This window comes from Paraburkholderia sp. BL9I2N2 (assembly GCF_004339745.1).
GTDB lineage: Bacteria > Pseudomonadota > Gammaproteobacteria > Burkholderiales > Burkholderiaceae > Paraburkholderia.
Window position 1 is genome coordinate 3,772,537 of record NZ_SMGP01000001.1, and the last position, 17,027, is coordinate 3,789,563.

Consider the following 17,027-nt stretch of genomic DNA (forward strand, 5'->3'; position numbering starts at 1 on the left):
CGCTACGTGCCGCGTTACAGCGGAGGCTCGACTGTCGTGCGGCGCACCGGCGCCGGCGGCGCGGACGGCGCCACGACGCCCATCGAGACGATGTACTTGAGCGCGGCGTCGACCGTCATGTCGAGTTCGATCACTTCGCTCTTGGGCACCATCAGGAAGAAGCCGGAAGTTGGATTCGGCGTAGTCGGCACATACACGCTGACGTGATCTTCTTTCAGGTGGTTGATGACGTCGCCGCCCGGAATGCCGGTCAGAAACGCAATCGTATAGGAGCCGCGGCGCGGGTACTCGATCAGGAGCGCCTTGCGAAACGCGTTGCCGCTGCTCGACAGCAGGGTATCGGACACCTGCTTGACACTGGTGTAGATCGGGCCGACCACCGGAATGTGAGCGACCACGACTTCCCACCACTTCACGAGCTTCTGCCCAATGAAGTTCTGCGTCAACAGTCCAACGACAAAGATGAAGGCGAGCGTGAGCACTGCGCCGAGGCCGGGCAGGCGAAAGCCGAACAGGCGCTCCGGCTGCCACGCGCGCGGCAGCAGCAACAGCGTCTGGTCCATCGTGCCGATGATCAGACCGAGCACCCACAGTGTGATGGCCAAAGGCACCAGCACCAGCAGGCCAGTCAGGAACACCGATTTGAGCGTCGTTTTTTTCGTCGTCATGTGTACCGCCAGAAAGCCGCGCGGGCCGAAGCCCAACGTGCGGCGTGTGCGCCGCCCCGAAGGGCGGCAGTCCTGCTAGGCGCTGCCGGAATCGCTCGAACTCGCCGAAGCGGCCGGTGCGGCAGCAGGCGCGGACGGCGTTGCAGCCGTGCTGCTGGCCGGCGCCGCGTCGGATTGCGCGGCGCCGTTATTGGCGCCCGCGTTCTCGCCCGAAGCGCCATTCGAGGCGCCGTTGGCGTCGGGCTTGGCAGGCGCGCTCTTGCCGCCATTGCCGCCGCGAAAATCGGTCACGTACCAGCCGGAGCCCTTCAACTGGAAGCCTGCAGCCGTGACCTGCTTGCGATATGTGTCTTTCCCGCACTCGGGACACTGCGTCAACTGGGGGTCGCTGATCTTCTGAAGCACGTCCTTCCCGAAGCCGCACGATTCGCAACGATAAGCGTAGATCGGCATGATCTTTTCCCTACTGAAATCTAGTAAACGCTTGCAAAGCCTTGAATTATAGCCGCAAACGATTCCCCTCCCCCGGATTTTGGGGACAAGCGCTCGACGCAGCCGCCGCTCGCTTAAGTGGGGGCGGCCGCGGCCGAATCAAGTACGGCGCGCGTTGCCGTGGAGCGCCGCAGCCGCATCGTCAGGCGCGGCGGCGCCAGGTTAGCCAGCGCTCACGTCCCGCGAAAATGGCAATCGAATCATGCACCGCTTCGTCTTCAATCAGCTCGAAATACGGCGTGAGCAGCGCGTCGAGATCCGCGCGCTCGATGCCGAACGGCGGCCCTTTCGGCGTCGCGCCGATGAAAAAGAGGCCCGCGAGCAACGCGCCGTCGGGCAGCAGCTCGGCCATCCGTCGTGCATAGTCCGCGCGGCGCGCGAGCGGCAGCGCGCAGAAGAACGCGCGCTCGTAAATCCAGGCCGGCGTGAAAGGCGGCTCATACGTGAAGAAATCCGCCTGTTCCACCAGTTGCGCGTGCTGCGCGCCCAACTGCTCATGCGCCGCCGCGACGGCGGCCGGTGAAAAGTCGATCGCCCGGACCGGGTTGCCCTGTCCGGCCAGCCAGACCGCTTCGTACGCGCTGCCGCAACCTGGAATCAGCACGGCCGCGCCGCTGTGGCGAGCTGCAAACGACTGAAACGCGGACGGCACGCCCGCCTGATCCCACGGCATGAACCCGCGCTCGAAACGCTCGTTCCAGAACTCGGGCGAGTTGGGGTCGCGGCTCTCGAAGTCGGGCGCGGAGGGTTGGGTCGGGTCGCTCATTGGTTACCTCGCAGGGATCGCAATCAACCGCCGTAAGCGAGCACCAGAAACGCCCGCGCCAGCACCGCGCCGACACCGACCGCCACGCCGAACAGCAGCAAGCTTTGCAACAGCCGGTTGGTGCGTTTCTGCTCCAGCAGAATCTGGAGAATCATGTCGTCGTTCGTGCCGCGCTTGTTGTCGTGGCGCTCGGCCAGCACGTGATGAATCAGGCGCGGCAACTGCGGCAGCGTCTTGCTCCACTGCGGCGCCTCGATCTTCAGGCGCTCGTACCAGCCGCGCACGCCGATCTGTTCGTTCATCCAGCGTTCGAGATAAGGCTTGGCCGTCTTCCACAGATCCAGTTCGGGATCGAGCGAGCGGCCGAGGCCTTCCACGTTCAGCATGGTTTTTTGCAGCAGCACCAGTTGCGGCTGGATTTCGACGTTGAAGCGGCGCGAGGTCGAGAACAGGCGCATCAGAACCTGGCCGAGCGAAATATCTTTCAGCGCGCGGTCGAAGTACGGCTCGCACACGGCACGGATCGCGCTCTCGAGTTCTTCGACGCGGGTAGTCGGCGGCACCCAGCCCGACTCCAGATGCAGCGTGGCGACGCGATGGTAGTCGCGCTTGAAGAACGCGAGGAAGTTCTGCGCGAGGTAGTTCTTATCGAAGTCCGACAGCGCGCCGATGATGCCGAAATCGAGCGCGATATAGCGGCCGAAGTGGGCCGGATCGAGACTCACCTGGATGTTGCCCGGGTGCATGTCGGCGTGGAAAAAGCCGTCGCGGAACACCTGGGTGAAGAAAATCTCGACGCCTTCGCGCGCCAGCTTCGGAATATCGACGCCGGCCGCGCGCAGCGTCTCGACCTGGCTGATCGGCACGCCGACCATACGCTCCATGACCAGCACCGTGGGCGTGCAAAACTCCCAGTACATCTCCGGCACCAGCAGCAGGTCGAGCCCGGCGAAGTTGCGCCGCAACTGGCTGCCGTTGGCCGCCTCGCGCATCAGGTCGAGTTCGTCGTGCAGATATTTGTCGAATTCGGCGACCACCTCACGCGGCTTCAGGCGCTTGCCGTCGGCCCACAGCCGCTCGGCCCACACGGCGATGTCACGCAGCAAGGCAAGGTCGGAATCGATCACCGGCAGCATGTTCGGGCGCAGCACCTTCACGGCGACGGCCTTGCCGGCGTGCTGCCCCGCCTTCACCGTGGCGAAGTGCACCTGCGCGATCGAGGCGCTCGCCACCGGCACTCGCTCGAAGTCGTCGAACAGCACGTCGACCGGCGCGCCGAGCGACTTCTCGACCAGCCCGATCGCCACCGCCGAATCGAAAGGCGGCACCTGATCCTGGAGCTTCGCCAACTCGTTGGCGATATCCACCGGCAGCAGGTCGCGCCGCGTGGACAACACCTGCCCGAACTTGACGAAGATCGGCCCGAGGCTTTCGAGCGCGAGCCGCAAACGCACGCCCGGCGGCGCATCGAACTTGCGCCCGATGGTGGTGATACGCAGCAGCAGACGCACGCGCCGGTCGTTGATGCGGCTGAGCATCATCTCATCGAGACCGAAGCGGATGACCGTGAAAAAAATCTTGAGGAAACGCAGAAAACGCATAGTTGTGCCCGGTGACTAGCGCGTGCCGCGCGACGTGGCGGCGCCGCCCGGCGCATCGGCGCCGCGGGCTTCGACCTTCTGTTCAAGACGCTCGAGGCGTTTTTCCACGCGCGCCAGTGCGTCGCGCGCGCGGGCCAGTTCAACGTTGAAATCCTCCAGCGCGGCGCGGCGCACCAGTTGCGGATTCTCGTCGAGCAGATACTCGGCGGCGGTGTCGAGCAGATTGCGCCCGGTGCGCTGCACATGTTCGCCGACCGTGCGCACGACCGACGCCACCCGCCACGCCGGGCCGTCGCCGATGAGCTTGGCCAGATCTTCTTCCGGCTCCCAGCGCAGATGTTCGGCGAGCTTGGCGATCACGGTGGCGAATTCGGCGTCGCCTTCGATCTTCACGTGCTTCATCACCGCCGCCTGGCCGCCTTGCACGAAAGCGGGCAACGCGTCGGAGGGCACCGAGATGGTCACGTCGAACTGCTGCGCCTCGGTGGCGGCAACCGCGCTCAGATAGCCGTCCGGTTGCACCAGCAGCATCAACACGACCGGCGGACATGACAGTCTCGCGGTCTTGCCCGCGTAGGGGGCGAGGCGCTCACGAGCCCACGATTCGCGGGCGAGCAGATGATTGACAGCAGCAGCGAAGGGCTTGGCGGCGAGGGTCATTGAAAGTGGCAAGAAAAAACCCGCGCGAGCGAGGTGCCCGCGCGGGTTCCTATTGTAACGTCCGTTCGCTTTGCGGCTTGCTATGCCGAACGGCCAACGCCAGGTGCGATTCAAGAACGCGCTGATCCGTCGCGCGGCCTCTATCGCACCGCCTGTTTCAGTGCTGCGTGACCTGCTGGATGCCGGCCAGCAGCCAGCCTTCGCCGGCACGGTTCGCCTTGGACAGGTTCCAGACTTCGACGAACGGCTCGGCCGCCGCGCCCGGCGCTTCGCGAATCAGGCCGGAGAAGCGGACGCTGGCGAAGTATTCGTTCGCGCGCTCTTCCACGCCGAGCAACTCGGCATTCAGTTGCACCACGTCCGTCTGATTCGTCTGCGCACCGCGCGACGACAGATCGACCTTCACCTCGGCGAACATTTCCGGCGTGGTGAATTCGCGGATGTCGTCCATGTTGCCGACGTCCCATGCGGCTTGCAGACGCACGAAGTAGACCTTGGCGTTACGCAGGAACGCTTCCGAGTCGAAGCCGGCCGGTACCACAGGCACGGCGTTGATGGTCGGCGTGCTCAGCGGATTGCCTTGCGGTTCGAGATACGAGCCGGTGGGCGGCGCGTTATAGCGCGGTTCCTGCGAGTAGCCCGTACCAACCGAGTTGAGCGACGGCGAACTGCCCGCGTACGCCGGCTGCGCCGAGTCGCGCTTGCGGCCCATGAAGCGGCGGATCAGCCAGATACCGATCATCGCGATAATCGCAATCACGATGATATTGGCCATGGCGCCGGCGAACGCGCCGCCCAGGCCAAAGTGCGACAGCAACGCGGCGATGCCGAGACCGGCCGCCAAACCGGCGATCGGCCCGAGCCAGCGCGAACGGTTAGGTTGCGCGGCAGGTGTCGGCGCGGGCGCCGGTGCCGGCTGCGCACGCTGCTGCATGGCCTGATTGCCTTGGGAAGGTTGCGACGGCGCGGACTGCTGCGTCACGCTATTCGACTGACGGCCGATGCTACGGCCACCGCCCATGCGGCGAGCTTCCGCATCGAGCGAAGCGAGGGAGCCGGCCATGATCAGGCCGACCATCGCGATCAGTCCGATTCTTCTCACCAGCGACCGCCCAACCTTACGGGGAGATAACACACCTGAATCGGACATTTTCGTACTTTCCTTTAAAAATCGATGGGTTAGGAACCCTAGTATTTGGTCCCCACATGTAAAGCTACCACGCCAGCTGACAAATTGTAATATTTGACGCCGTCCAGGCCTGCTTGTTCCATCATTGTTTTCAAAGTTTCCTGGTCCGGATGCATCCGGATCGATTCCGCGAGGTATTGGTAGCTCTCGGCATCTTTCGCAAAGCGTTCGCCCAACCACGGCAACACCTTAAAAGAATAGACGTCGTAGACCTTTTTGAGCGGATCCCATACCTTCGAAAATTCCAGCACCAGCAGACGCCCCGCCGGTTTCAGCACGCGCCGCATTTCCGCCAGCGCGACGTCCTTGTGCGTCATGTTGCGCAGGCCGAATGCCACCGTGACCACATCGAAGTAATTGTCCGGAAAGGGGATTTTCTCGGCGTCGCAAAGCAGCGCCGGCGTGATTACGCCCTTGTCCAGCAAGCGGTCGCGCCCCACGCGCAGCATCGATTCATTGATGTCGGTATGCCAGACTTCGCCGGTTTCGCCCGCCTGCTTCGCGAAGGCCTTCGACAGATCGCCCGTGCCGCCCGCGATATCGAGCACCTTGTAGCCCGGCCGCACGTTGGCCTGGGCGATCGTGAACATCTTCCACGCCCGGTGCAACCCGCCCGACATCAGGTCGTTCATCAAGTCGTAGTTGGCGGCAACCGAGTGGAACACGCCCGCCACCTTCTGCGCCTTGTCCTGTTCGTCGACCGATTGAAAGCCGAAGTGGGTTTTGCTCATCGCGCTTGTCCTTTCGCGTATTCTGAATGTTGCGCCGCATCAGTGCGGCGATCGGGGCGAATCGTATCAGTGACAGTGCCCGTGCGCAGCGCCGGCTTGAACCATAGGCGTATCGCGGTCGACGCCGGCCGCCTGAAGTTTGGCGAGATAGTCGCGCCAGAGTTCATCCTGGCGCACGGCCATGTCGTACAGCAGGTCCCACGAATAGATGCCGGTGGCGTGTCCGTCCGAGAAAGTCGGCTGCAGGGCATAGTTGCCGACGCCCTCGATCATCGTGATCGTCACGTCGCGCTTGCCGGTCTGCAGGGTTTCCTGGCCGGGCCCGTGGCCCATCACTTCCGCCGACGGCGAATACACGCGCAGCAGTTCGAACGGCAGGCGATACGATTCGCCGTTTGCGTACTGCAATTCGAGCACACGCGATTTGGAATGCACGACCACGCCGGTCGGCACCGGAGTATCGGGAGTCAGTCCACTCATATTGACCTCATAGAAAACGCCGTCTCAAGTTTCCCTGCTCCCTCGGCCGCAAACGCACGACACGATAGGTGCGCGGTCGCTCAACCCAGCGCCTGTTCGATTTCCTGCCGCACCGCTTCGCGCAGCAAGGTGGCTTGCGCGCGGCGCGACGACAGCATGGCTTCGGACACCGTGCGCTGGCGCGGCGCCCAGATGGGCAGCGGAAAATGGGCGTCGTTCGAAAAACGCGGAATCACGTGCCAGTGCACGTGCGGAACCTGGTTGCCAAGGCTCGCCAGGTTGACCTTGACCGGCTGCAGGATGCGCCGGATCGCGCGCTCGACCGCATACACGGCCTTCATCACGCGATCGCGGTCGTTTCCGTCGAGGTCGGAAAACTCGGCCACATGCTCGTTCCAGATGACCCGGCAAAAGCCCGGGTAATCGTGTTCGTCGGCGAGGACGACACGCAAGGTGTCGTCGTGCCACAGCACATCGCCGCCATCTTCACGGCAAAAAACGCAATCCATCGTCGTCCTCAGGCAAAAATCGTCGGTCGTGCCATTAAACCAGCACGCGCTCGATTCCGCCATTGTTCGCACGCTGCACGTAGTCGACCATCCAGTCTTCACCGAGCACGTGACGTGCCATCTCGACGACGATGTAATCCGCCTCGATGCCCGCATCTTCGTTGTAACGCGACAGACCTTGCAGGCAAGACGGGCAGCTCGTGAGGATCTTCACGTCGGTGGCGCCCTTCGGCTGCGGGCCGTCGCCGGCCTTGAGCACGGAGCCGTTCGGCGCACCCGCCGAGCCGGCCGATGCATTGGCCGGATTGATCCCGTTCGCGCCCGCTTCAGCGACGAGCGGAATGCCGCGCAGCTTCGCCGCGCCCTTGCGGATCTCCTCTTCCTTACGGAAGCGGACCTGCGTCGAAATATCCGGACGCGTGACCGCGAGTGTGCCGGATTCGCCACAGCAGCGATCGTTCTTCTCGATCTGGTAGCCGTCCTTCTCCGAGCCCATCAGCTGATTGACGAGCTTGACCGGGTCCATCGTCTTGATCGGCGTGTGGCACGGGTCGTGGTACATGTAGCGCACGCCGTTCACGCCGTCGAGCTTCATGCCTTTCTCCAGCAGAAACTCGTGAATGTCGATGATCCGGCAACCCGGGAAGATCTTCTCGAATTCGTACCCGGCGAGCTGGTCGTAGCACGTGCCGCACGACACCACCACCGTCTTGATGTCGAGGTAGTTCAGCGTATTGGCGACGCGGTGGAACAGCACGCGGTTGTCCGTGACGATCTGCTCGGCCTTGTCGTACTGGCCCGAACCGCGTTGCGGATAGCCGCAGCACAGGTAACCCGGCGGCAGCACGGTTTGCACGCCCGCTTCCCACAGCATGGCCTGGGTGGCGAGACCGACCTGCGAGAACAGCCGCTCCGAGCCGCAGCCCGGGAAGTAGAACACCGCTTCCGTGTCGGCGGTGGTCGTCTTCGGATTGCGGATGATCGGGACGATCTTGTTGTCCTCGATGTCGAGCAACGCGCGCGCGGTCTTCTTCGGCAGGTTGCCCGGCATCTTCTTGTTCATGAAATGGATCACCTGCTGCGTGACCGGCGGCTTGCCGACGGTTGCCGGCGGGTGCGCCGTCTGCTTCTTCGCGAACTTCTTCAGCACGTCGTTGCCGAGGCGCTGCGCCTTGTAGCCGATGCCCATCATCGCGGTGCGCGCGAGGTTGATGGTCTGCGGGTTGGTCGCGTTGAGGAAGAACATGCCGGCCGCGTTGCCCGCGTTGAACTTCTTCTTGCCCATCTTGCGCAGCAGGTTGCGCATGTTCATGGTCACGTCGCCGAAGTCGATCTTCACCGGACACGGCGTCACGCATTTGTGACAGACAGTGCAGTGATCGGCGACGTCGTTGAACTCGTCCCAGTGCTTGATCGACACGCCGCGGCGGGTCTGCTCTTCGTACAGGAACGCCTCAACCAGCAGCGAAGTGGCGAGAATCTTGTTGCGCGGGCTGTACAGCAGGTTCGCGCGCGGCACGTGGGTCGCGCACACCGGCTTGCACTTGCCGCAGCGCAAGCAGTCCTTGATCGACTCGGAAATCGCGCCGATATCGGACTGCTGCATGATCAGCGATTCATAGCCCATCAGGCCGAAGCTCGGCGTGTAGGCGTTGCGCAGGTCGGCGCCTTCGAGCAGCTTGCCCGCATTGAAGCGGCCATGCGGATCGACGCGCTGCTTGTAAGCGCGGAATTCGCTGATCTCCTCGTCGGTGAGGAATTCGAGCTTGGTGATGCCGATGCCGTGCTCGCCGGAGATCACGCCGTCGAGCGAACGCGCCAGCTTCATGATGCGCGCGACCGCCGTGTGGGCGTCCTGCAGCATCTCGTAGTTGTCGGAGTTGACCGGCAGGTTCGTGTGGACGTTGCCGTCGCCCGCGTGCATATGCAGCGCGACGAACACGCGGCCACGCAGCACCTGCTTGTGGATCGCCTGGGCTTCGTCGAGGATCGGCTTGAACTCGCCGCCGTTGAAGATCTGCCGCAGTTCGGCACGGATCTCCTGCTTCCACGACACGCGGATCGTACGGTCCTGCGTGACATGGAACACGGTGGCGTCGGGCTGCGCATCCGCGCGGTCGGCGAACTTCTCCGCCAGCGCTTCGTAGCCGAGACCGACCAGATAGTGCTGCGCCTCACGCAGCGACAGGTCGAGCTTGTCACGCAGGAATTCCCAGCGCGTGCGCACGCGCTTGAGCAGATCGAGCGCCTGCTGCACGCGGTCTTCGAGCAGTTCGGCGCTCGGAATTTCGTTGGCGTCGTCGCTCTTGCCGAGCGGCAGCTTGCCGGCCTGGAAGAACGCTTCGAGCGCGTCGACCAGTTGCAGCTTGTTCTTGATCGACAACTCGATGTTGATGCGCTCGATACCGTCCGTGTACTCGCCCATGCGATCGAGCGGGATCACCACGTCTTCGTTGATCTTGAACGCGTTGGTGTGCTTGGCGATCGCGGCCGTGCGGCTGCGGTCGAGCCAGAAACGCTTGCGCGCCTCGGCGTTGACCGCGACGAAGCCTTCGCCGCTCTTGCCGTTGGCCATGCGCACGACTTCCGAGGTGGCTTGCGCGACCGCGTCCGCGTCGTTGCCCACGATGTCGCCGATCAGCACCATCTTCGGAAACGCGTTGCGCTTGCTCTTGGTCGCGTAGCCGACCGCGCGCAAATAGCGCTCGTCCAGATGCTCGAGGCCGGCGAGAATCGCGCCGCCCTGCTTCGACGTTTCGAAGAGGTAGTCCTTGATTTCGACGATGCTCGGAATCGCGTCGCGTGCCTGGCCGAAGAATTCGAGGCAGACAGTGCGCGTGTGCGCCGGCATCTTGTGCAGCACCCAGCGCGCGGAGGTGATGAGCCCGTCGCAGCCTTCCTTCTGCACGCCCGGCAGACCGGCGAGGAACTTGTCCGTGACGTCCTTGCCGAGACCTTCCTTACGGAACACGCGGCCCTTGATGTCGAGCGCTTCCGTGCGCAGCAGTTTTTCGCCCGGCGCGTAGTTGCCGTCGAACCATTTGAGCTCGAAACGCGCGACTTCAATGTCGTGAATCTTGCCCATGTTGTGCTCGAGGCGCGTGACTTCGAGCCAGTTCCCTTCCGGGTCGACCATGCGCCACCAGGCGAGATTGTCGAGCGCCGTGCCCCACAACACCGCCTTCTTGCCGCCCGCGTTCATCGCGACGTTGCCGCCCACGCAGGATGCATCCAGCGAGGTCGGATCGACGGCGAACACGAAGCCGGCCTGCTCGGCCGCTTCGGTCACGCGGCGCGTAACCACGCCCGCGCCGGAGAAAATTGTCGCGACTTTACGGTCGACGCCTGGCAATTCGGTCATTTCGACCGCGCCGAGTTGTTCGAGCTTTTCCGTATTGATGACGGCCGAGAACGGCGTGAGCGGCACCGCGCCGCCTGTGTAGCCCGTGCCGCCTCCGCGTGGAATCACGGTCAGACCGAGTTCGAAACACGCCTTGATCATGCCGGCGATCTCGGCTTCGGTATCCGGCGTGAGCACAACGAACGGGTATTCGACGCGCCAGTCGGTCGCGTCGGTCACGTGCGAGACGCGCGATAGGCCGTCGAACTTGATGTTGTCCTTTTCCGTGACCTTGCCCAGAACCTTGGTCGCACGCTTGCGCAGATCGTAGGTCTTCTGGAATTCGCTGGCGAATTCGTCGACGGCGCGGCGCGCGGCCTGCACCAGCGTTTCCACGCGAGCGGCGCGATCGATGCCCGCTTCATCGCCGTGTTCGGTCAGATCGGCGCGGCGGCGCTTTTCGATCTCGCTCAAACGGTGATGCAGCGCTTCGATCAGCATCGCGCGGCGCTTCGGATTGTCGAGCAGGTCGTCTTGCAGGTAAGGATTGCGGCGCACTACCCAGATGTCGCCGAGCACTTCGTACAGCATGCGTGCCGAGCGGCCGGTGCGGCGTTCCGCACGCAATTCGGCAAGCACGGCCCAGGCTTCGTCGCCGAGCAGACGGATGACGATTTCGCGATCGGAAAACGACGTGTAGTTGTAGGGAATTTCGCGCAGACGCGCTTCGGGATCGGTGGCCACCGCGGCGGCGGCCCCGTGCGGATCGAAAACTTGAGGTGCGTTCATGTTCGGACGACTCGGTAGGTCAACCCGGCGCGCTCATCGATGAGGCGTCGGCTGACGGTGCGCGTGGCGCGCAATGCTGGAAATCTTCTTGGGGAGCGAAGCACGACCGACGGCCAAACCCACACCGGTCGCTTCGCGGCGCTCAGATATAACTACACGATCGTGCGTGGCGGACGTGACGCTCCGCCGCGGGGCAAGACTCACGCGGGGCGGGCATCAAGTGGGCGATCCGAGGCTGCCAGTGCATCTTCCGATCCTTATTCCAAAATGGAATTCTACCGCATGATCCCGCCACGCGTTGACGGCTGAAATCGGAACAGCGGCGGGGGTTTGGGCACTTTCGTGGCGAATCGTAAGGTGGCGCCCACCTGCCGGATTGACCAACCGAACGGTCGGGCGGCGCTGTACGGCGCGGCGCCAGTGCATCAGCCGAGGGCCTGAGCGTACACCGTTGGCGCTATCATTGACCCTTTCCCGTCTCACCAAGCGCTCCGCGCCACCCGCATGGCTTCCCACGACTACCTGAAAAAAACCCTGACCGCGCGCGTCTACGACGTGGCCCGCGAGACCGAACTCGAACGCGCGCCGAATCTGTCGGCACGTCTGCGCAATCCGGTTTATCTGAAGCGCGAGGACAACCAGCCGGTGTTCTCGTTCAAGGTGCGCGGCGCGTACAACAAGATGGCGCATATTCCGGCCGAAGCGCTGGAGCGTGGGGTGATTACGGCGTCGGCGGGCAATCATGCGCAGGGCGTGGCGCTGTCGGCGGCCCGTATGGGCGTGAAGGCGATCATCGTCGTGCCTGTCACGACTCCGCAGGTGAAGGTCGATGCGGTGCGCGCGCACGGCGGTCCCACTGTCGAAGTCGTGCAGTTCGGCGAATCGTATAGCGACGCCTACGGACACGCAGTGAAACTGCAGGAAGAGCGCGGCCTGACCTTCGTGCATCCGTTCGACGATCCGTACGTGATCGCCGGCCAGGGCACCGTCGCGATGGAGATTCTCAGCCAGCATCAGGGCCCGATTCACGCGATCTTCGTGCCGATCGGCGGCGGTGGACTGGCCGCGGGCGTCGCCGCGTACGTGAAGTCGGTGCGCCCGGAGATCAAGGTGATCGGCGTGCAGACCGATGATTCGTGCGCGATGGCGGCGTCGCTGAAAGCCGGTGAGCGGGTCACGCTGAACGAAGTGGGTCTGTTCTCGGACGGCACGGCGGTGAAACTGGTCGGTGAAGAAACCTTCCGCCTGTGCAGCGAATATCTCGACGACGTGCTGCTCGTGAATACCGACGCGTTATGCGCCGCGATCAAGGACGTCTTCCAGGACACCCGCAGCGTGCTGGAACCCGCCGGCTCGCTCGCAGTGGCTGGCGCGAAACAGTATGCGGAACGCGAAGGCATCGAGAACCAGACGCTGATCGCGATCACGTCGGGCGCGAACATGAACTTCGACCGCATGCGCTTCGTGGCCGAGCGCGCCGAAGTCGGTGAAGCGCGCGAAGCGGTGTTCGCCGTGACGATTCCCGAGGAGCGTGGCAGTTTCCGCCGTTTTTGCGAACTGGTGGGCACGCGCAGCGTCACCGAATTCAATTACCGCATTGCGGACGCGAACTCCGCCCATATCTTCGTGGGCGTGCAGATCAGGAATCGCAGCGAGTCGGCGCAGATCGCGGGCGCGTTTGAAGCGCACGGCTTCGCCACCGTCGACCTGACGTTCGATGAACTCTCCAAGCAGCACATCCGCTACATGGTCGGCGGGCGCTCGCCTTTGGCACACGACGAACGTCTGTTCCGCTTCGAGTTTCCCGAGCGTCCGGGTGCGCTGATGAAATTCCTCTCGTCGATGGCGCCGAACTGGAACATCAGCCTGTTCCACTATCGCAACCAGGGCGCGGACTATAGTTCGATTCTGGTCGGCATCCAGGTGCCGGACAGCGAGAATGAAGCGTTCAACAAGTTTCTCGCCACGCTCGGCTATCCGAACTGGGAAGAGACGCAGAATCCGGTGTATCGCCTGTTCCTCGCTTGATTACTTAGGACTGAAACGCGCAGATGGCTCTTTCGCTTGTCGACAAACTGGTGGTGGCAATCTCGTCGCGCGCGCTGTTCGACTTCGAGGAAGAGAACCGCGTGTACGAGGAAGGCAACCTGCAGGCCTATGAAGCGTTGCAGCGCGACCGCCTGACCGTGCCCGCCAAACCGGGTGTGGCGTTTCCGCTGATCCGCAAGCTGCTGGCCTTGAACACCAGCGGTCATCGCGTCGAAGTGGTGATTCTTTCGCGCAGCGATCCGATCAGCGGACTGCGCGCGTTCCACTCGTGCCGCGAGCATGGGCTCGCCATCGAGCGCGGAGTGTTTACGCGCGGACGCGCGCCGTTCGGCTATCTGAAGCCGTTGAACGCGTCGCTGTTTCTGTCCGCGAATCAGCAGGACGTGCGCGACGCGCTGGCCGCCGGATTTCCCGCCGCGCGAGTCTTGCCCGAATCGGCGAGAATGGCGAGCAAGTATCCGGACGAAATCCGCATTGCCTTCGACGGCGACGCGGTGCTGTTTTCCGACGAAGCCGAGCGCGTATTCCAGAAGGACGGCTTGCGCGCTTTTGTCGGCCACGAGATTCACAACAAGGATCTGCCGCTCGCGGATGGCCCCTTGAAGCCGTTGCTCGAAGCGCTGCACCGGCTGCAAAAACTCGCGGATGAAGCCGCGCCGATGCATATTCGTACGGCATTGGTGACGGCGCGCTCAGCGCCCGCGCACGAGCGCGCGATCCGCACCTTGATGGCGTGGAACATCGAAATCGACGAAGCGATGTTCCTCGGCGGCCTCGACAAGAGCGCATTCCTGCGCGAGTTCGAGCCGGACTTTTTCTTCGACGACCAAATTGGCCACTGCGAATCGGCCCGCGTCGTGACGGCGACGGGGCACGTGCTGAGTGGCATCGTGAACGCATCATGACACCCGAACAATCACCGCTGGGTAAGGCCTCCACTTACACCGAACAATACGACGCTTCTTTGCTGTTTCCGATCGCGCGAAAAAATGCGCGCGAGGCGATCGGCATCGGCGCGCAGTTGCCGTTCTTCGGCACGGACATCTGGAATGCGTACGAGTTGTCGTGGCTGAATGCGCGCGGCAAACCTCAAATCGCGGTGGCGACGTTCTTCGTGCCGGCGGATTCGCCGAATATCGTCGAGTCGAAATCGTTCAAGCTCTACCTCGGCTCATTCGCGCAGACCGCGTTCGGGTCGATGGAGGCGGTGCGCGACACGATCAAGCGCGATGTGTCCGCGTCGTGCGGTGCGAGCGTGTCCGTTCATCTGGCCGCGCCGTATGAGTTCGGCAAATTGCAGATGGAAGAATTCGAGGGTTTGTCGCTGGATCGGCTGGATCTCGATACCGACGTTTATCAGCCGGACGCGTCCTTGCTGAAAGCGGCGCTGGATGAGGCACCGGTCGAAGAAACACTGTTCTCCAACTTGCTGAAATCGAATTGCCCGGTGACCGGGCAGCCCGATTGGGGCAGCGTGCAGATTCATTACGTGGGCCCGCAGATCGATCACGCGGGCTTGCTGCGCTACATCATCTCGTATCGGAATCACACTGGTTTTCACGAGCAGTGTGTCGAGCGGATTTTTATCGATGTGCTGAAGGCCTGCAAGCCGGTGAAGCTCGCGGTGTATGCGCGTTATACGCGGCGCGGCGGGTTGGATATCAATCCGTTCCGCACGAATTACAACTTGCCGATGCCTGACAATATGCGGCTGGCGCGGCAGTAAATAGCAGCTTGTTCGCCGCGGAATCCGATGCGATTCCGCGGCGAATGAAACTGGCTAAGTATTCAGAGTTAGGCCGTGGGCTTCTTATAAGCCACACAGTCCACCTCAACGCGACAGTCGATCACCATCGAAGAAACGACACAGGCGCGCGCCGGCGGGTTCTCGCCGAAATACTCGCGGAACACCTTGTTGAACGACGCGAAGTCGCGCGGGTCATCCAGCCACACGCCGCAGCGGACCACATGCTCCGCGCCATAGCCGGCTTCCTTCAGGATCGCGAACACGTTCTGAATCGCCTTGTGCGATTGCTCGACGATGCCGCCATTGATCACTTCGCCGTTTTCCATCGGCGTCTGTCCAGACACGAACAGCCAGCCGTCCGCTTCGACTGCACGCGCAAACGGCATATGCTGACCGCCCGTTCCCTTCCCGCCTTCAACACCATATCGCTTCATCATCACACTCCTCAAAAAGTCCGGCACGCGTCCGGCAGAATCGCCGCGCGCGCCGCAATCAATCAATTAATCATGCAATCGGGCAAATAATCAGAACGCGCCGTGCGCGTCACCCTTCGATGCCGCGCCGCGCGCCACGAAGTGCCCGGCGCGCTCGCCCGTCACTTCGCCATTGCGATACGTCAAGACGCCGTTCACCCACACCGCGTCGATGCCGTCGGCGGCCTGCTGCGGGTTCTCGAACGTCGCCGCGTCGCGCACCTTGGCCGGGTCGAACAGCACCAGGTCGGCGTGATAGCCGATGTGCACCTCGCCGCGCTGCGCGAGACCAAAGCGACGCGCCGACAAGCTGGTCATCTTGCGCACCGCCTCTTCGAGCGGCAGCAAGCCCGCGTCGCGCGCGTAGTGGCCGAGCACGCGCGGAAACGCGCCCCACAAGCGCGGATGCGGCAGCGGATCGTTCGGCAGCCCGTCTGAGCCGACCATGGTCGCGGGATGGGAGAGGATGCGCCGCACGTCCTCTTCGGACATGTTGTGATACACCGCGCCCGCCGGTTGCAGACGCTTGCCAGCTTCCTGCTGCGAGACGCCCCACTCTGCCGCGATCTCCTTCACGAGCTTGCCCGCCATCTCCGGATGCGGCTCGGACCACGTAATCGTGATGTCGATGTCGCCCGTCACCTGCTTCACGTCGAGCGTCGACGAACTACGGTTGTACGGATAGCAATCGCAACCGATCGGCTGCAGACGGCGCGCGCCTTCGAGCGAATTCAGCACTTCCTCGCTGCGTCCCCAGTTCGACGGACCCGCGCACTTCAGATGCGAAATCACCACCGGCACGTGCGCGTGACGGCCCACGCGATACGCCTCGTCCATGGCGTCGAGAATCGCGTCGAATTCGGTGCGCATGTGCGTGGTGTACAACGCGCCGGCCGCGGCGAGCGGTTCGGCCAAGGCCATCACTTCTTCAGTCGGCGCCGAAAACGCCGAGCCGTATGCGAGCCCTGAACTCAGACCCAGCGCGCCATTGGCCAACGCTTCTTCGAGCTGCGCGCGCATGCCGTCGATTTCCTGCGGCGTGGCCGCGCGGTCGAGCCGGTCCATCTGGTTGCTGCGCAACGCCGTGTGCCCGATCAACGCGCCGACGTTCACCGCCGGCTGCGCCGCGTTCACCGCTTCGACATACGCGGCGAAGGTCGGATACTGGAATGCGTCGCGCTCGCCGAGCAGGTTCATCGGATCGGGCGGATCGCCCTTCAGCGCAACCGGCGACGCGCTGATGCCGCAATTGCCGACGATCACCGTCGTCACGCCTTGCGTGATCTTCGGCAGCATTTGTGGCGAGCGGATCACGTGCGTGTCGTCGTGCGTGTGAACGTCGATGAAGCCCGGCGCCAGCGCGCGGCCTTCGGCCTCGATCACTTCTTCGGCGAGCCAGTTCGACAGATTGCCGATCGCGACGATGCGGCCGTCACGAACCGCGACGTCGCGTTCGACAGGCGGCGCGCCCGTGCCGTCATACAGTTGCGCGCCGACGATCAGCGTGTCGGCGGCTTCGGGATGCGAGTGCAT

At 63.4% G+C, this 17,027-nt stretch carries 15 protein-coding genes; 3 read left to right on the forward strand and 12 right to left on the reverse strand.

Translation table 11 applies throughout. The features are described 5' to 3' along the window. Positions 1-14: 14 nt before the first annotated feature. The 10 genes from B0G74_RS17325 to B0G74_RS17370 all read right to left on the reverse strand — a co-directional run bounded on the left by B0G74_RS17325 (position 15) and on the right by B0G74_RS17370 (position 11,225). Complete coding sequence (locus B0G74_RS17325) at positions 15-668, reverse strand: DUF502 domain-containing protein (RefSeq protein ID WP_012431717.1); 654 nt, start codon at positions 666-668, stop codon at positions 15-17. A 75-nt stretch (positions 669-743) separates the two neighbouring features. Continuing rightward, entirely contained in the window at positions 744-1,121 is a 378-nt protein-coding gene (locus B0G74_RS17330) for a zinc ribbon domain-containing protein (RefSeq protein WP_132376068.1), read from the reverse strand. Positions 1,122-1,302: 181 nt separating this feature from the next. Further along, entirely contained in the window at positions 1,303-1,926 is a 624-nt protein-coding gene (locus B0G74_RS17335) for a thiopurine S-methyltransferase (protein ID WP_132376069.1), read from the reverse strand. A gap of 23 nt (positions 1,927-1,949) precedes the next feature. Then, entirely contained in the window at positions 1,950-3,527 is a 1,578-nt protein-coding gene (ubiB, locus tag B0G74_RS17340) for a ubiquinone biosynthesis regulatory protein kinase UbiB (RefSeq protein WP_132376070.1), read from the reverse strand. A gap of 15 nt (positions 3,528-3,542) precedes the next feature. Next, a complete protein-coding gene (locus tag B0G74_RS17345; protein WP_132376071.1) occupies positions 3,543-4,187 on the reverse strand; it encodes an SCP2 sterol-binding domain-containing protein in 645 nt (214 codons plus the stop codon). 157 nt (positions 4,188-4,344) lie between these two features. After that, the gene (locus tag B0G74_RS17350) at positions 4,345-5,337 is read right to left on the reverse strand and encodes a TIM44-like domain-containing protein (RefSeq protein ID WP_132376072.1); all 993 of its coding nucleotides are present in this window, start codon (positions 5,335-5,337) and stop codon (positions 4,345-4,347) included. Positions 5,338-5,375: 38 nt separating this feature from the next. Beyond that, complete coding sequence (gene ubiE / locus B0G74_RS17355) at positions 5,376-6,107, reverse strand: bifunctional demethylmenaquinone methyltransferase/2-methoxy-6-polyprenyl-1,4-benzoquinol methylase UbiE (RefSeq protein WP_064265554.1); 732 nt, start codon at positions 6,105-6,107, stop codon at positions 5,376-5,378. A 66-nt stretch (positions 6,108-6,173) separates the two neighbouring features. Continuing rightward, positions 6,174-6,587, reverse strand: coding sequence for a DUF971 domain-containing protein (locus B0G74_RS17360; RefSeq protein ID WP_132376073.1), 414 nt, complete (start codon positions 6,585-6,587; stop codon positions 6,174-6,176). 80 nt (positions 6,588-6,667) lie between these two features. Continuing rightward, entirely contained in the window at positions 6,668-7,096 is a 429-nt protein-coding gene (locus B0G74_RS17365; RefSeq protein WP_132376074.1) for an HIT family protein, read from the reverse strand. A gap of 34 nt (positions 7,097-7,130) precedes the next feature. Continuing rightward, entirely contained in the window at positions 7,131-11,225 is a 4,095-nt protein-coding gene (locus tag B0G74_RS17370) for an FAD/FMN-binding oxidoreductase (RefSeq protein ID WP_132376075.1), read from the reverse strand. A gap of 462 nt (positions 11,226-11,687) precedes the next feature. Here B0G74_RS17370 and ilvA point away from each other — a divergent pair, with 462 nt between their 5' ends. From ilvA to queF, 3 genes are read left to right on the forward strand one after another with little or no spacing between them, the layout of a single operon-like run. Further along, on the forward strand, positions 11,688-13,253 hold the full coding sequence (gene ilvA, locus B0G74_RS17380; protein ID WP_279388611.1) for a threonine ammonia-lyase, biosynthetic: 1,566 nt from the start codon (positions 11,688-11,690) through the stop codon (positions 13,251-13,253). A 23-nt stretch (positions 13,254-13,276) separates the two neighbouring features. After that, complete coding sequence (locus tag B0G74_RS17385; protein ID WP_132376077.1) at positions 13,277-14,179, forward strand: 5'-nucleotidase; 903 nt, start codon at positions 13,277-13,279, stop codon at positions 14,177-14,179. After that, a complete protein-coding gene (queF, locus tag B0G74_RS17390; protein WP_132376078.1) occupies positions 14,176-15,000 on the forward strand; it encodes an NADPH-dependent 7-cyano-7-deazaguanine reductase QueF in 825 nt (274 codons plus the stop codon). Before B0G74_RS17385 ends, queF begins: the two co-directional genes overlap by 4 nt. 68 nt (positions 15,001-15,068) lie before the next feature. Here queF and B0G74_RS17395 read toward each other — a convergent pair whose 3' ends face one another. Both B0G74_RS17395 and B0G74_RS17400 read right to left on the reverse strand, forming a co-directional pair. Beyond that, positions 15,069-15,455, reverse strand: a complete 387-nt coding sequence (locus B0G74_RS17395; RefSeq protein WP_007179354.1) for a RidA family protein — start codon at positions 15,453-15,455, stop codon at positions 15,069-15,071. 90 nt (positions 15,456-15,545) lie between these two features. Further along, positions 15,546-17,027 (reverse strand): D-aminoacylase, encoded by a 1,482-nt coding sequence (locus B0G74_RS17400; protein ID WP_132376079.1) that lies wholly within the window; start codon positions 17,025-17,027, stop codon positions 15,546-15,548.

Bases quoted from the DNA above. Each gene is read 5' to 3' on its own strand.
- queF (WP_132376078.1), top strand. From the start codon at position 14,176: ATGACACCCGAACAATCACCGCTGGGTAAGGCCTCCACTTACACCGAA.
- ubiE (WP_064265554.1), bottom strand. From the start codon at position 6,107: ATGAGCAAAACCCACTTCGGCTTTCAATCGGTCGACGAACAGGACAAG.
- B0G74_RS17400 (WP_132376079.1), bottom strand. From the start codon at position 17,027: ATGCACTCGCATCCCGAAGCCGCCGACACGCTGATCGTCGGCGCGCAA.
- B0G74_RS17370 (WP_132376075.1), bottom strand. From the start codon at position 11,225: ATGAACGCACCTCAAGTTTTCGATCCGCACGGGGCCGCCGCCGCGGTG.
- B0G74_RS17325 (WP_012431717.1), bottom strand. From the start codon at position 668: ATGACGACGAAAAAAACGACGCTCAAATCGGTGTTCCTGACTGGCCTG.
- B0G74_RS17365 (WP_132376074.1), bottom strand. From the start codon at position 7,096: ATGGATTGCGTTTTTTGCCGTGAAGATGGCGGCGATGTGCTGTGGCAC.
- B0G74_RS17330 (WP_132376068.1), bottom strand. From the start codon at position 1,121: ATGCCGATCTACGCTTATCGTTGCGAATCGTGCGGCTTCGGGAAGGAC.
- ubiB (WP_132376070.1), bottom strand. From the start codon at position 3,527: ATGCGTTTTCTGCGTTTCCTCAAGATTTTTTTCACGGTCATCCGCTTC.
- B0G74_RS17385 (WP_132376077.1), top strand. From the start codon at position 13,277: ATGGCTCTTTCGCTTGTCGACAAACTGGTGGTGGCAATCTCGTCGCGC.
- B0G74_RS17345 (WP_132376071.1), bottom strand. From the start codon at position 4,187: ATGACCCTCGCCGCCAAGCCCTTCGCTGCTGCTGTCAATCATCTGCTC.
- B0G74_RS17335 (WP_132376069.1), bottom strand. From the start codon at position 1,926: ATGAGCGACCCGACCCAACCCTCCGCGCCCGACTTCGAGAGCCGCGAC.
- B0G74_RS17350 (WP_132376072.1), bottom strand. From the start codon at position 5,337: ATGTCCGATTCAGGTGTGTTATCTCCCCGTAAGGTTGGGCGGTCGCTG.
- B0G74_RS17360 (WP_132376073.1), bottom strand. From the start codon at position 6,587: ATGAGTGGACTGACTCCCGATACTCCGGTGCCGACCGGCGTGGTCGTG.
- B0G74_RS17395 (WP_007179354.1), bottom strand. From the start codon at position 15,455: ATGAAGCGATATGGTGTTGAAGGCGGGAAGGGAACGGGCGGTCAGCAT.